This window comes from Streptosporangium saharense, from assembly GCF_014203715.1.
Lineage (GTDB): Bacteria > Actinomycetota > Actinomycetes > Streptosporangiales > Streptosporangiaceae > Streptosporangium > Streptosporangium saharense.
Genome location: NZ_JACHJP010000005.1, coordinates 252,364 through 265,312, shown reverse-complemented (window position 1 = coordinate 265,312; position 12,949 = coordinate 252,364). Strand labels below are relative to the sequence as shown.

Genomic DNA, 12,949 nt, shown 5'->3' with positions numbered 1-12,949 from the left:
TTGATCGGGATTGTGGAGCAGATGACGGCCCCTTTCGAGTGGACCCCCGACGCCCATGAGCTGGCCGACCTGGAGCTGCTGCTCTCGGGTGCCTTCCAGCCGCTGACGGGCTTCATGAGCTCGGCCGACGCGCACGCCGTCGGCGAGCACGGCGTCCTGTCCGACGGCACCCGCTGGCCCTCGCCGGTCACGCTCGCGCTGCCCGAGGACCATCCGGCCGCCCCCGGCGACCGGATCACCCTGCGTGACCCCGAGGGCGCCGCACTGGCCGTGCTCACCGTCACCGACCGTCAGGACGGCCTCGTCGCCGGCCCGGTCGAGGGGCTCGACGCCCCCGAGCACGGCCCGTTCGCCAGGCTGCGCCTCACCCCGGCGGAGATCCGCAAGGAGCTGGGTGAGCGGCCCGCGCTCGCGGTCACCATGCGCGGCCCGCTCGACGACCTCGGCGAGGTCGAGGCGACCGCCAGGGAGCTGGGGGCCGTGGTGCTGCTGCTTCCGCTGGCGTTCGGCGAGGACGGTCCCGCGGTGGTCCGCGCGGCGCTGAAGGCACGCGAGAGGCTCGGCGGGGACACCCTCCTTGCCGTCGTGCCCCTGGCCCGCGGGGACGAGCCCAGCATCGACCTGGAGCTGCGCGAGCGCGTCGCCGAGGCGTACGGCGCGACCGAACACCTGGCGGGTCCCGAGCCGGTGACGCTGCCGGGCCCGCCGCACCGGCGCGGCCTGGTGGTCTTCTTCACCGGCCTGTCCGGTTCCGGGAAGTCCACGGTGGCCAGGGGGCTGCGGGACGCGCTGCTCGAACGCGGCGGCCGTACGGTCACCTATCTCGACGGCGACGTGGTCAGGCGGCTGCTGTCGGCGGGGCTGACCTTCTCCAGGCAGGACCGCGACCTGAACATCCGCAGGATCGGGTTCGTCGCCGCCGAGACGGCCAGGCACGGCGGGCTGGCGATCTGCGCGCCCATCGCGCCCTACGCCGCCACCCGCGCCGAGGTCAGGGAGATGGTCGAGGCGGTCGGCGCCGACTTCCTGCTGGTCCACGTGGCCACCCCGCTTGAGGAGTGCGAGCGCCGCGACCGCAAGGGGCTCTACGCCAAGGCCCGCGCGGGTCTCATTCCCGAGTTCACCGGGATCTCCGACCCGTACGAGGAGCCGGAGGACGCCGACCTGGTCCTCGACACCACCTCGGTCAGCGTCGACCAGGCCGTACGGCAGGTGCTCGACCCGCTGATCCAGGGAGGGTGGATCCGTTGACCACGGGGCCCGGGGCGCCGGGCCCCCGTAACGGGCGGCCCCGCGCCGCCCACCGCACAGTGACCGAGAAATGGTGAACGACCGATGGCCATCGACATCCCCCTCGCAGCCGGATCCTTCCTCGTCGCGATCATCGTCGGGCTGACCGGCATGGGCGGCGGCGCGCTGATGACGCCGATGATGCTGCTGTTCTTCAACGTGCCTCCCCTGGCGGCCGTCTCCAGCGACCTGGTCGCCTCCGCCGTCATGAAGCCGATCGGCGGGGTCGTCCACATGCGGCGCGGAACGGTGAACCTGCGCCTGGTCGCCTGGCTGTGCGCGGGCTCGGTCCCCGCGGCCTTCTGCGGGGTCTTCGCCGCCAGGGCCTTCGGGGACGGCGAGCGGGTCCAGGAGGTCGTCAAGTACGCGCTGGGGGTCGCCCTGCTGCTGGCGGTCGTCGGTCTGGTCGCCAAGGCGTGGATGTCGCGTGACGACGGCCGGGGGAAGGCCTCGGCGGACCTGTCGTCCATTGTCGTGCACCCTATTCCGACCTTACTGGTCGGTATGATCGGGGGCCTCGTCGTCGGCATCTCGTCGGTCGGCTCGGGATCGCTGATCATCGTGGCGCTGCTCGCGCTGTATCCGGCCCTCAAGGCCAACCAGCTCGTCGGCACCGACCTGGTCCAGGCCGTGCCGCTGGTCGCCTCCGCCGCCCTCGGGCACCTGCTGTTCGGCGACTTCCAGTTATCCATCACCACCTCCCTGCTGGTCGGCTCGATCCCCGGCGTCTACATCGGCGCCAGGATCTCCGCCTGGGCGCCGGGCGGCGTCATCCGCGCGCTGCTGGCGGTCGTGCTGCTCGCCTCGGCGCTGAAGCTCCTCGGCGTCGGCAACACGGCCCTGATGTGGGCCGTGGGCGGGATGGCCGTCGCGGGCGCCGTGGCCTGGTCACTGCTGCGGAACCGCGGGGGCGCGCAGGCCGGGGTCGCGGGCGAGGCCGGAGAAGGCGTGCAGGGCGCCGGGAGTGGTGTCGAAGCGGGTGTCCCCCCTCGGGGCGTGCGGTGAGTCGAAGTAGACCAGCGCCCTGATCCGGGGGTAGTCACGCAGTTGCCGCCGCGCGGTGGCGAAGAACCTCTCCTTGAAAGCCGGGTCACCGGGCCGTTCGAACGCGCCCCACTCGGCGACCATGACGGGCTTGCCCGGCAGGTGCGCGTTCATCCACCGGTAGGTCCCCGGCCAGCGGGCGAACTCCTCACGGGTCCTGTCGACCAGGTCGCCGAAGGTCTGCACCCGCTCGTCGGCGTAGGGGTCCATCGCCACCCAGTCCACCACGTCGTCACCCGGGTAGAGCCGCTCGAACCAGGGGTTGGCCCCCCAGTTGGGCGCGCCCATGTAGGTCATGACCGTGACCGCGTTGCGCACGCCGTCACGCCGTAGCCGCAGCACCACGTGCCGGAACATCGCTGCGTAGTCCTCGGCGGTCATGCCGGAGCCGGGGCTCTGCCGTACGTCGTTCTCCGGTTCGTGGTGGACGGTGAGGAAGAACCGCTCGGGGAAGGTCGCGGTGATGTGCTCGGCCAGCCGGTCGATGCGGTCGTCGAGGGCGCCGTCGGCGATCTGCGCCCAGGTGTGGTCGAAGGACGGCTTCCAGTTGACCAGCAGGATCCTGCGGCCCCCTGGGTCGCGGGCGATCCGGCGCTCCTGGGAGGTCGGGAACAGCTCGGCGCCCCGGTGGTAGAGGTGCACGACGTCGGCGCGGCGGCCCATGCGCCGCTCGGCGCGGGCGAGCGCCCGCTGCGGGGGCCTGCCGGTGAAGACCTCGGGCGCGATTCCCCACCAGACCCCGCAGGCGGGGACGAGCTTGGCGTTGACCGCGCAGGCGGCCGGGTTCGCCTTAGCTGGTTTCGGGGTGCTTTCTGGTTGTTTGTGGGAAACGCCCTCGGAAGGGCCGCACGCCCCGGTTCCGAGGACCAGCGACAAACCCGAAACGGCGACTAACACTCTCCGCGAGAAAAGCCGCTTGGTGGCATCACGTAAACACACAGTTGCACACTCCGTTTCCTCACGAACATTCCGCTTTCCCGGTTTCCGGTCCCGCGAGCGCGGGCACGCCCCAAGCCTGCCATCGCGCGGACGTGCCATGTCATGGGCTTCGGCGCCCCGGCGCCGGACCCCCATGGCAATCGTGAGGAAATATCCGATAAATGGTGTTTATTTTCATGCCGCCATAGCGGCGACCACGACAAAAATCTTGTGTATCGGATCGAGGAAACAGCAGGCGGACCTATAGTTCCTAGGGTTCGGAATCACCGACCCCCCATATCAAATCCCCTCGAAAAGGACTCGAAACGTATGAGCCCTCCGCCGGACGCCTCGGTCCGCCGCCCCGGCGGAGACCTGACGGACTACATCTCCTTCCTCCGCCGCCGCTGGCCGACCATCCTGTTCCTGCTCGCCGGTGGCGTCGGCTCCGGCGCCGTGCTGCTGCGCGTGATCCCCGCCTCCTACACCGCCTCCGCCGAGGTGCTGGTCACCCCCACGGGCCTGCAGGAGCAGACGAACCAGGTCACCAACCGGCAGCGCGAGGCGCTCAACCTCGACACCGAGGCCCAGGTCGCCCAGTCGGCCGTGGTCGCCGGGAAGGCCGGGCACACGCTCGGCGGCGTCCCCGGGCCGGTCGAGGTCTCCGTGCCCCCGAACACCTCGGTCCTGCGCGTCTCCTACACCGCCTCGGACCCGGCCGCCGCCGCCGCGGGGGCGAGCGCCTACGCCAGGGCCTACCTCGACAACCGGCGCGAGAGCGCGGCCCGGGCACTGGACGCCCAGCTCAAGGCCCTCATGACCAAGCTGAGACAGGTCAACGCCAGCCTGTCCGCCGTCGTCGCCTCCCTGCCAAGCCTCGGCAAGGGTACGGCGGAGCACACCCTGGCCGCGCAGCGGCAGAACGTCCTCGGCCGCCAGGTCTACAACCTCACCGTGAAGTACGACGCGCTGCGGACCGTGGCCGTGACCCCCGGCACCGTGATCAGCGAGGCCGTCCCCCCGACCTCGGCCAGCCAGCCCAGCCCGCCCCTCTACCTCGGCAGCGGCCTGATGGCCGGACTCCTCGCCGGGGTCGGCCTCGCCTGGTTACGCGACCGCCCCACCAGACAGGACACCCCCGTGACCGGCCTCGACGGCGCCGTCCTGCGGGCACGCCCCGAGGAGATCGAACGGCTCGCGGGAAGGGAGGGCGCGATGCTGCTGGTCAGCGTGGCGAAGACCTCCCCACGCGGGATGGCCAGGGCCGTGCAGCGCCTCGCGCGCCAGGGCATGCCGGTCGTCGGCGGCCTGCTCACCTCTCCCACCGACAACCCCCAGAAGACCCCGCAGGAGACACGCAAGGCGTACGGCACCACTCCCCGGCGCGAGGAGCCCCCCAACGGCGGCCGCCCCCCGTCCTTCCCGGTGAACCACTCCGCGGACGTCCCCGCCAGCCGTACCCCCGAGAAACCGAGCAGAGAGCCAGGCAGAGAACCCGGCAAAGAGCCGGGTAAATGGGTCGCCGGGGCCTCTGTGCCGACCGTGCCGATCAGGACGCTCTCCCCGACCGAGACGGCCTTCCCCCCGTGAGAGGGCTGGACCGGGCGGCCTGGCCGATCGCCGCGCTGCTCGTCGGTTACCCCGTCTGGTGGGCGCTCGGCTTCGGCGGCCTGTCGATCGTCGTGCTGGCCCCGGTGATGGCGGCGGTGCTGTGGCGGCGAAGGCCGATCAAAGTTCCCAAGGGGTTCGGCCTCTGGCTGATGCTGCTCGCCGGTTACCTCGTCAGCGCGCTCATGCTGGGGGAGATGCCGCCGGGGACCTACGGCGATCTCGGGCTCGGGCGGGTGCTCGGCTACCTGATGCGCCTCGCCCTGTACGTCTCGCTTCTGATCATGGTCCTCTACCTGGGCAACCTGACCGAGCGGGAGCTTCCGCAGCTCACGCTGGTGCGCATGCTCGGCGCCCTGTTCGTCACGACCGTGGCGGGCGGCCTACTCGGGGTGTTCGCCCCCGGCGCCGACCTCACCTCGCCGGTGGAGATGCTGCTGCCCGGCTGGATCGCCGACAACCCCTACGTGCACAACCTGATCCACCCGACCGCGGCCCAGGTGCAGAAGGTCCTCGGCCACGCCTCCCCCCGGCCGGAGGCTCCCTTCGAGTGGGCCAACGCCTGGGGAAGCAACGTCTCGGTGCTGCTGGTCTGGTTCGTGGTCGGCTGGTGGACGTACGGCGGGCCGCGCAGGCGCCTGGCCGTGGCCCCGCTGCTCGCGCTCTGCGCCGTCCCCGTCGTCTACTCCCTGAACCGGGGCCTGTGGATCGGCCTCGGGGTCGCGGCGGGCTACCTGCTGCTGCGCCTTGGCGCGCGGACCCGCATCATGGCCTGCTCCGCCATCGCCGCCGGGGCGTTGCTGCTGCTCCTGAGCCCGTTGCGCACGATGGTCGCCGCCCGGCTGGACAACCCGCACAGCAACGACATCCGCGCCTTCACCGTCTCGGCGACCGTCGCCGCCGCGCGCACCTCGCCGATCATCGGCTACGGCAACACCAGGAACGCCACGGGCAACCACCGCACGATCACCACCGGCAGGACCGACTGGTGCGGGGAGTGCGGCCACCCGCCGCTGGGCAGCGACGGCCAGCTCTGGCACCTGATGATCACCCAGGGGTTCGTCGGGGCCGGGCTCTACGTGGCGTTCTTCGCCGGGGCGATCCGCCGCCACTGGTCGGACCGCAGCCCCGTCGGCCTGGCCGGGGTGCTGGTGATGATCCTGACCCTGCTCTACATGTTCGTCTACGACGGGCTGGTCACGCCGCTCAGCCTGTATCTCATCTCGTTCGCGCTGCTCTGGAGGAACTCGATGGCGAGGGGGACCGCCGTATGAACGACGCCCGCGTCCGGCTGCGCTACCTCAGCAGGACCGTCGGTCTGCTGTTCCCCACCACCGACGGCGAGCCCCGCCCCTACAGCCTGCTCCCCCACCGCACGCTACCCCGCAGGCTGGCGCCCCGCGCGTGGTGGCACCCGGGCAGGAGGGTGCTGGTGCCCTCGGGGCACGACACCATCGAGACCTACCTCGGTCAGGCGCTGGGCGCCCCGGTCCGGGTCGTGCTGCACGTCCGCCCCGCCGTACGCGCCAACCGCAAGCCGATCCTCGAAGCCCACACCCGGGACGGGCTCGCCGCCTTCGTGAAGATCGGCGACACGGCCAGGGTCCGCGACCTCGTCACGCACGAGGCGCGCACGCTCGCCATGCTCGCCGACACGCCGCTGAAGACCGTCGTCGCGCCGACCGTGCTCCACCACGGAACCTGGCGCGGCCTGTCGGTGCTCGCCCTCTCCCCCCTTCCCGTACGGCGTGGCCCCCGCGCACTGCCCGTCCCCGGCCGCCTCCTCGTCGAGGCCGTCACCGAGATCGCCCACCTGCCCGTCCCCCCGGGACAGGACTTCTCCTGGCACGGCGACCTCTCCCCGTGGAACATCGCCCGCGCCGCGGACGGCAGGCTGCTGGTGTGGGACTGGGAGCGGTTCGGCACCGGGGTCCCGCTCGGTTTCGACGCCGTCCACCACCTCTTCCACCGCCTCCTGCGCCGCAACGACCCGGCGACGGCCGCCAGGGCGTGCCTGTCCCAGGCCCTGCCGACATTGGCCCTCTTCGGGCTCTCCTCCGCCGAGGCCAGGCTGACCGTGATCCGCTACCTGATCGCGCTCGCCGACCGGCACGCGGCCGACGGCCACGCCCCCCTCGGGCCGCCGGAGCGCTGGCTCAACCCCGTCGTCGACTTCCAGGAGCTCCTGTCGTGAATCCCCTGCTGAAACGTTCCGTGCACGCCGTCACGCGGACCACCGGCCGGTTCACCTCCGGGGGGCGGGTGCTGCCCTCCTTCCTGATCGCCGGGGCGCAGCGCGCGGGAACCACCTCGCTCTACCGGGCGCTCTCCCAGCATCCGCTGATCCTCAAGCCCGTGCTCCACAAGGGCGTTCACTACTTCGACGTCGCCTACGACCGCGGCCTGTCGTGGTACCGCGCGCACTTCCCGCTGCGCGCGAGGATCTCCAAGCTGACCCGCAGGTACGGCTGCCGCCCGCACGTCTTCGAGTCCTCCCCCTACTACCTGTTCCACCCGCTGGCCGCCTCCCGCATCGCCTGGGACCTGCCGGGCGTGAAGCTGATCGTCCTGGTGCGCGACCCGGTGGAACGCGCCTTCTCCGCGCACGCCCACGAGCTGGCCAGGGGGTTCGAGACGGAGTTCTCCTTCGCCAAGGCCGTCGAGCTTGAGGAGGAGCGCCTCACCGGGACCGCCGAGGGTCTGTGCGCCGAGCCCTGCTCGACGAGTCACGCCCACCGCCACCACGGCTACCTCGCCAGGGGCCGCTACGCCGAGCAGCTCGCCCGGTTCGAGCCGCTGATCGGCAGGGACCGGATCCTCGTGATCGACAGCGGGCGGTTCTTCGCCGAGCCCGAGATCGTCTACGACCGGGTGCTGGAGTTCCTGGGGCTGCCGCACATCGGTGACCCGGTCTTCGAGCAGCACAACGCCCGTCCCCGGCCCTGCCCGATGCCCGACTCGTTGCGCCGTGAGCTCACCGACCACTTCGAGGAGTGGGACACCCAGCTGTCCCGCTGGCTCGGCGCGACCCCGTCGTGGCGCCGCTGACCGCGTGGGGGCACCATGGTGACGCTGATCTCCGCAGGGCTGGCCAGGCTGCCCCGCGTCGAAGGGGTGGCCAGGGACGGCCTCGCGGGGCTCGCCGGGGCCGGGGTCGGGGCGGGCGCCCAGTTCCTGACGGTCGTGCTGGTCACCAGGGGCACCGACAGGCACACGGCAGGGGCCTTCTTCACCGCGACCGCGCTGTGCCTGACCGTCGCGGGCGTCCTGCGGCTCGACGCGGGCAACGGGCTCGTCCACGCCCTCGCCGGGGCCTCCGGCCACGACCGGGCGCGTAGCCAGGTCAGGGCGGCGTTGGCGCCGGTCGCGACGCTCTCGGTGGTCGTGGGCGCGGTCCTGTTCGTCTGCCTGTCCGACCCGGCGTTCCGGGTGCTCGCGGTCGCGCTGCCCGCCGTGGTGTGCGCGGACGTCCTGGTCTCTGCGACGCGCGGCTTCGGGATGCTGCCGACCCTGCTGCTCGACGGCCTGCTCCAGCCGCTCGCCCAGTTCGCGCTGGTCGCGCTCGCCCTCTCCTGCGGAACGCGGACGGTCCCGGTCCTGGTGGCCGCCTGGGCGCTGCCGTACGTGCCGGTGCTGTGCCTGGCCGCGCTCTGGCTGCGCGGGCGGCTGCCCCGCACGCCGTACATCGGGGAGAGCGCGCGTGAGCTGTGGCGGCACACCTGGCCCAGGTCGGTGGCGGCCGCGATCCAGGCGGTGTTCCAGCGGCTGGACGTCATGGTCGTGGCGGCCCTCGCCGGGCCCGCGGAGGCGGCCGTCTACACCGCGGCGACCCGCTTCAAGGTGGTCGGCCAGCTCGTCAACCGGGGGCTGGCCCAGGCGGCGCAGCCCAGACTGGTCGAGGCGCTGGCCACCGGTGATCTGGGCCGTGCCCGCGCGCTGTACCAGTCGGCGACGACGTGGCTGGTGGCGCTGACCTGGCCACTCTGGCTGGGATACGCCGTGTGCGCTCCGTGGCTGCTCGGCCTCCTCGGTGAGGGATACGCCCCGGGGGCCGCCGTCGCGCTGGTCCTCGCGGTGACGATGATGCTCGCCGGGGCCTGCGGCATGGTCGACGTGGTGCTGACCGCCGCCGGGCACACCCGCTCCAGCCTGGTCAACCTCCTGGCCGCGATCACGGTGACGACGGCCTGCGGGGTGTGCCTGACTCCGGTGTACGGCGCTGCGGGCGCCGCCTTCGCCTGGGCCGCGGGCACGCTGGTCAAGAACCTGCTGCCGCTGTGGCAGATCCACCGCCGCCTCGGCCTGCGTCCCTTCGGCGCCCACAGCCTGGAGGCGCTGCGGCCCTGGAGGACCCGGTGACGGGCAGGGTTCCCGTGCTGGTCACGGGACTGCCCAGGAGCGGCACGAGCTGGACGGGCAAGATGCTGGCCGCGGGCGGCGGTCTGGTCTACGTCAACGAGCCGCTCAACCCCCAGCACCCGCCGGGCCGCTGCCCGGGGGTGCTGAACGCCCACGTCACCCACCGTTTCCAGTACATCTGCCGGGACAACGAGGACGCCTGGCTGCCCGCCTTCACCGACACGGTCGCGCTGCGCTACCGGTTCCTGGCCGAGCTGCGGCGCAACCGCTCGCCGTACGACCTGGCCAGGATGGCGAGGTACGGCACGGCCTTCACGCTGGGGCGGCTGCTTGGGCGGCGGGCGCTGCTCGACGACCCGTTCGCCCTGTTCTCCGCCGGGTGGTTCGCCGAACGCCTCGGCTGCCGGGTGGTCGTCCTGCAGCGTGACGCGGTGCCGTTCGTGGGCAGCTGGCAGCGGCTCGGCTGGACCGTCTACTTCCACGAGCTGCTCGAACAGCCGCTGCTCGTCAGGGACCACCCGCACCTTGAGGCGTTGCGCGCTCTCATCGGCTGCCAGGACCGCATCGCCAAGGCGGTCGCGCTGTGGCGGGCGGCCAGGCGGGTCACCACCACCCTGGCGGCCGGGCACCCGGGCATCACCCTGGTCCGCTACGAGGACCTCGCCGCCGACCCCGAGGCGGGGTTCCGCGCCCTGTACGGCAGGCTGGGCCTGACCTGGTCCGCCAAGGCCCGCGAACGCGTCCTGCGGGCCTGCACGGCGTCCACGGCATCGGCGGCGGCGTCGGGCGGCCTCGGCTTCGCGTGGAGCGGTCTGTCCCGTACGGCCTACCGCCCGATGGACTCCCGGCTGGCCCTGACCAACGCGGCCAACCGGCTCAGCCCCGAGGAGACCCGCCGCGTCCTGGAGCTGGTCTCCACCTAGGAGAAGAGCCGCCGCAGCAGACAGACCGTGAGCAGCTTGAGCGCGAACGGCAGGTCGTGCAGGAGATAGCGGCGGGCCAGCCTGCCGGGCTCGTTGATCAGCCGGAAGAGCCATTCGAGCCCGGAGCGCCGCATCCACATCGGCGCCCTGCGGGCCGTACCCGCCGCGAAGGCTATCGCCGCGCCGCAGCCGACGAACCAGGTCGCGGGCATGTCCTGGCGGAGCCGCGCGATGAGCCGGTCCTGCTTGGGGAAGCCGAGGCCCACGAAGACCACCCGGGGCGCGGCGGCCAGCAGGTCCTCCTTGACCTTCGCGTAGCCCTCCTCGGTCGTCTCGAACCCGGGCGGCGGGGCGTCGGCCCCCACGACGTCCAGGCGGGGGTGGCGTTCGAGCAGCCGGGCCGCCGCCTGCCTGGCCGCGCCCTGCGGGCCACCGAGCAGATAGACCGGGTAGCGGTAGAAGGCCGCCGCCTCGGACAGGGACCAGATCAGGTCGGCGCCGGTGACCCTGCCGGGAACCGGCGTGCCGAGCAGATCGGCCGCCCACACCAGCGGCATACCGTCCGCGACCGCCAGATCGGCATTCTCGACCAGCTCACGCGCCTCGGGGTCGCGGGCGACGGCCCAGCCGATGTCCACGTTGGGGGTCACCAGGTGGCCGCCCTCACCGCACTTCAGCGAGGCGATCACGTGATCGACGACCTCGCCCTCGCTCATCGGGTCGAGGACGAGCCCCGCGACCCGCACCCTGCGGCGCTTACGGGCCGCCTCGTCCCGCGCCCTGTCCAGGGTCTTGTCACGACGCCGCCTGCCCTGGGTCCTGGCCGTACCGGTCGCCATCAGATGCCGTGCCCGCGGTGGTGCAGCACGTCCAGCACCGTGTGGGCCGAGACCAGACCGGCCGCCACGGCCAGCGCGATGGGCGCCCGGGGCTCGCCACGCCGTACGGCGAGGGCCCGAAGCGCCCAGCGGCCCGCCTCCCTGCGACGGCCGAGGGCCGCGTTGTGGAAGGCGATCTGGCCGTAGACCCGTGCCGCGCCGCGCGGGTCCACGGCCAGATCGGGGTGCCGGGCGAGCATCCACTCAAGCCCGGCTATGCGGTCCGCCCACCGGGTCGCGTACAGCGAGGCGCCCCATCGGACGCGTACCAGTGGACGGTCCACGTGCGCGATGGGACGGCACGTGGCGGCGCGCAGCGCCAGGTCCCAGTCTTCGTTCTGGCCGTTCGGCGCGCTCTCGTCCACCAGGAACGCGCCCCGCCTGAACAGGAAGGTCGAGGAGTGCACCATCGCCATCCGCGAGCGCAGCAGGTGGGCCCGGGTGACCGTGGAAGTCCCCGCGAGGCGCGGAACGCGGCGGGAGCCGTACTCGACCTCGATGGCGCAGCTGGCGAACTCCGCGTCCGGCCGCGCCGTGAGCGCCCCGACCTGGGCGGCGAGTTTGCCCGGCGCCCACTGGTCGTCGTCGTCGCAGAAGGCGACCAGGTCGGTGCCGAGTGCCTCGATGCCGGTGTTGCGCGCCCCGGGAAGGCCGGGCAGGCGCCGGTTGGGCACGACCCGGACGCTCCGTGCCCCGGGGACGAGGAGGTCGGCGAGCTGGTCGGTGACCCGCGCGCTCCCCGTGCCGTCCGCGACGACGACAACCTCGACCTCGCCGGAGTATGTCTGGCCGAGGGCGGCGCGCGTGGCGGCGCGCAGGTGCTCCGGTCTGTGGCCTCTCGTGGGGATGACCACTCCCACCGACGGTCTCACACGAGCCTCCCGCGATAGCCGTACTTGATCATCAGTGGCCAGGTCAGCGCGGTGACCAGGCGGCGGTGCAGGACCGGGGCCGAGGTGCGCCAGGCCTCGTCGGGGACCAGCCCGAGCGGGCCGACCGTGAAGCGCACCGGGTTGCCCGCGACCGTGTGCGCCCTGGAGAGCAGGGCCTCGCCGCCGGTCAGGAAGTCGAGGCGGGCGGGCAGGCCGATCCTGCCGGTCAGGTGCCTGAGCGTGTCCGCCGGAGCCCGGACGAGGTCCTCGTAGCGGACCCTGGTGACGGGCACGCCGCCACGGGCCAGGAGCTCGATGCCGAGGTTCTGGGCCAGCCAGTGCACCGAGGTGCGGGCCGGTGACCAGCGGGTCATCGGGGAGCCGTTCTCCGGGCGGACGACCCGCCTGTGCCAGGAGTGGGCGACGGCCCTGGGGTCGCGCACGACGTGCACGACGTGCACGTCCACCCCCGCGGCGGCCAGGCAGAAGGCCAGGGAGGCGTGCTTGCTCGAATCGACGACGACCGGACAGTCGGCGATCTCACCGGCCGCGTCGTAGAGACGGCGGTGGGCCGCGGCGTACTCCCCCAGGGCGGCGGTCCTGCGCGACGGCCAGCAGGGGGCGCCCGTCCTGCCGTCGGCCATGAGCTGGGCGAGGGCGGGGATGTGCCGGGTGCGGTCGACCCGCCGCCCGAGCGTGACGACCCTTCCGGCGAGCTCCCGCGACCAACCGCCGAAAGCCCGCGCGCCGACCTCGCGCCAGAACGGGCAGGTGCCGAACGGCTGCTCGCACCCGCAGTTCTCGTTCGCGAGCACGCCGCGCGACCAGAGGTGGGCGACCTCGCCGAGCGGGACGATGCCGGGGACCTCGCCGAGCAGGCGTTCGAGCAACGTGGTGCCGCTGCGGCCGAGACCACCAAGGAAGACGACCCTGGCGGGGGACGGACTGTCAGACACGGGCACGAATCCTCACCGGCCGGATACGGAACGTGCCGAGACTAGCGCGGAGAGTCACATGGGGGTCGCGGAACGGGAAAACGATCTACCGGTCCCCGCAA

The 12,949-nt window shown here is 72.6% G+C and carries 12 protein-coding genes; 8 read left to right on the top strand and 4 right to left on the bottom strand.

Features of this window, described 5'->3' with window-relative positions:
• The first annotated feature begins 21 nt into the window (after positions 1-21).
• Both cysC and FHS44_RS24275 read left to right on the top strand, forming a co-directional pair.
• Positions 22-1,251 carry an adenylyl-sulfate kinase gene (gene cysC, locus FHS44_RS24280; protein ID WP_184718457.1) on the top strand — a complete coding sequence of 410 codons (1,230 nt, stop codon included), beginning with the start codon at positions 22-24 and terminating at the stop codon, positions 1,249-1,251.
• 84 nt (positions 1,252-1,335) lie between these two features.
• Positions 1,336-2,295 carry a sulfite exporter TauE/SafE family protein gene (locus FHS44_RS24275; protein WP_184718455.1) on the top strand — a complete coding sequence of 320 codons (960 nt, stop codon included), beginning with the start codon at positions 1,336-1,338 and terminating at the stop codon, positions 2,293-2,295.
• Here the strand turns inward: FHS44_RS24275 and FHS44_RS24270 are convergent.
• Positions 2,179-3,210, bottom strand: coding sequence for a glycoside hydrolase family 26 protein (locus FHS44_RS24270; protein ID WP_184718453.1), 1,032 nt, complete (start codon positions 3,208-3,210; stop codon positions 2,179-2,181). The two genes, FHS44_RS24275 and FHS44_RS24270, sit on opposite strands and share 117 nt — an antisense overlap.
• Before the next feature lie 372 nt (positions 3,211-3,582).
• Between FHS44_RS24270 and FHS44_RS24265 the strand changes: the two genes are divergently transcribed.
• The 6 genes from FHS44_RS24265 to FHS44_RS24240 are packed head-to-tail and all read left to right on the top strand — an operon-like array spanning position 3,583 to position 10,142.
• Positions 3,583-4,842, top strand: a complete 1,260-nt coding sequence (locus FHS44_RS24265; protein ID WP_184718451.1) for a Wzz/FepE/Etk N-terminal domain-containing protein — start codon at positions 3,583-3,585, stop codon at positions 4,840-4,842.
• Positions 4,839-6,134, top strand: a complete 1,296-nt coding sequence (locus FHS44_RS24260) for an O-antigen ligase family protein (protein WP_184718450.1) — start codon at positions 4,839-4,841, stop codon at positions 6,132-6,134. The genes FHS44_RS24265 and FHS44_RS24260 overlap by 4 nt, the downstream gene beginning before the upstream one ends.
• Complete coding sequence (locus FHS44_RS24255; RefSeq protein WP_184718448.1) at positions 6,131-7,054, top strand: hypothetical protein; 924 nt, start codon at positions 6,131-6,133, stop codon at positions 7,052-7,054. Before FHS44_RS24260 ends, FHS44_RS24255 begins: the two co-directional genes overlap by 4 nt.
• Entirely contained in the window at positions 7,051-7,908 is an 858-nt protein-coding gene (locus FHS44_RS24250; protein ID WP_184718446.1) for a sulfotransferase family protein, read from the top strand. The genes FHS44_RS24255 and FHS44_RS24250 overlap by 4 nt, the downstream gene beginning before the upstream one ends.
• A 15-nt stretch (positions 7,909-7,923) precedes the next feature.
• On the top strand, positions 7,924-9,219 hold the full coding sequence (locus FHS44_RS24245) for a lipopolysaccharide biosynthesis protein (RefSeq protein ID WP_184718444.1): 1,296 nt from the start codon (positions 7,924-7,926) through the stop codon (positions 9,217-9,219).
• A complete protein-coding gene (locus tag FHS44_RS24240; protein WP_184718442.1) occupies positions 9,216-10,142 on the top strand; it encodes a sulfotransferase in 927 nt (308 codons plus the stop codon). The genes FHS44_RS24245 and FHS44_RS24240 overlap by 4 nt, the downstream gene beginning before the upstream one ends.
• On the opposite strand, the gene FHS44_RS24235 is transcribed toward FHS44_RS24240, so the two are convergent.
• Genes FHS44_RS24235 through FHS44_RS24225 form a run of 3 tightly spaced genes read right to left on the bottom strand, consistent with a single transcriptional unit; the run spans position 10,139 to position 12,848 of the window.
• Complete coding sequence (locus tag FHS44_RS24235; protein WP_184718440.1) at positions 10,139-10,981, bottom strand: WecB/TagA/CpsF family glycosyltransferase; 843 nt, start codon at positions 10,979-10,981, stop codon at positions 10,139-10,141. The genes FHS44_RS24240 and FHS44_RS24235 overlap by 4 nt on opposite strands.
• Positions 10,981-11,892: a glycosyltransferase family 2 protein gene (locus FHS44_RS24230; RefSeq protein WP_184718438.1), complete on the bottom strand. Its 912-nt coding sequence runs from the start codon at positions 11,890-11,892 to the stop codon at positions 10,981-10,983. The genes FHS44_RS24235 and FHS44_RS24230 overlap by 1 nt, the downstream gene beginning before the upstream one ends.
• Entirely contained in the window at positions 11,889-12,848 is a 960-nt protein-coding gene (locus tag FHS44_RS24225) for a sulfotransferase family protein (protein ID WP_184718436.1), read from the bottom strand. Before FHS44_RS24225 ends, FHS44_RS24230 begins: the two co-directional genes overlap by 4 nt.
• Positions 12,849-12,949: the final 101 nt, after the last annotated feature.

Coding starts and splice junctions, on each gene's coding strand:
- FHS44_RS24245 (WP_184718444.1), top strand. CDS start 7,924: ATGGTGACGCTGATCTCCGCAGGGCTGGCCAGGCTGCCCCGCGTCGAA.
- FHS44_RS24275 (WP_184718455.1), top strand. CDS start 1,336: ATGGCCATCGACATCCCCCTCGCAGCCGGATCCTTCCTCGTCGCGATC.
- FHS44_RS24265 (WP_184718451.1), top strand. CDS start 3,583: ATGAGCCCTCCGCCGGACGCCTCGGTCCGCCGCCCCGGCGGAGACCTG.
- cysC (WP_184718457.1), top strand. CDS start 22: ATGACGGCCCCTTTCGAGTGGACCCCCGACGCCCATGAGCTGGCCGAC.
- FHS44_RS24255 (WP_184718448.1), top strand. CDS start 6,131: ATGAACGACGCCCGCGTCCGGCTGCGCTACCTCAGCAGGACCGTCGGT.
- FHS44_RS24235 (WP_184718440.1), bottom strand. CDS start 10,981: ATGGCGACCGGTACGGCCAGGACCCAGGGCAGGCGGCGTCGTGACAAG.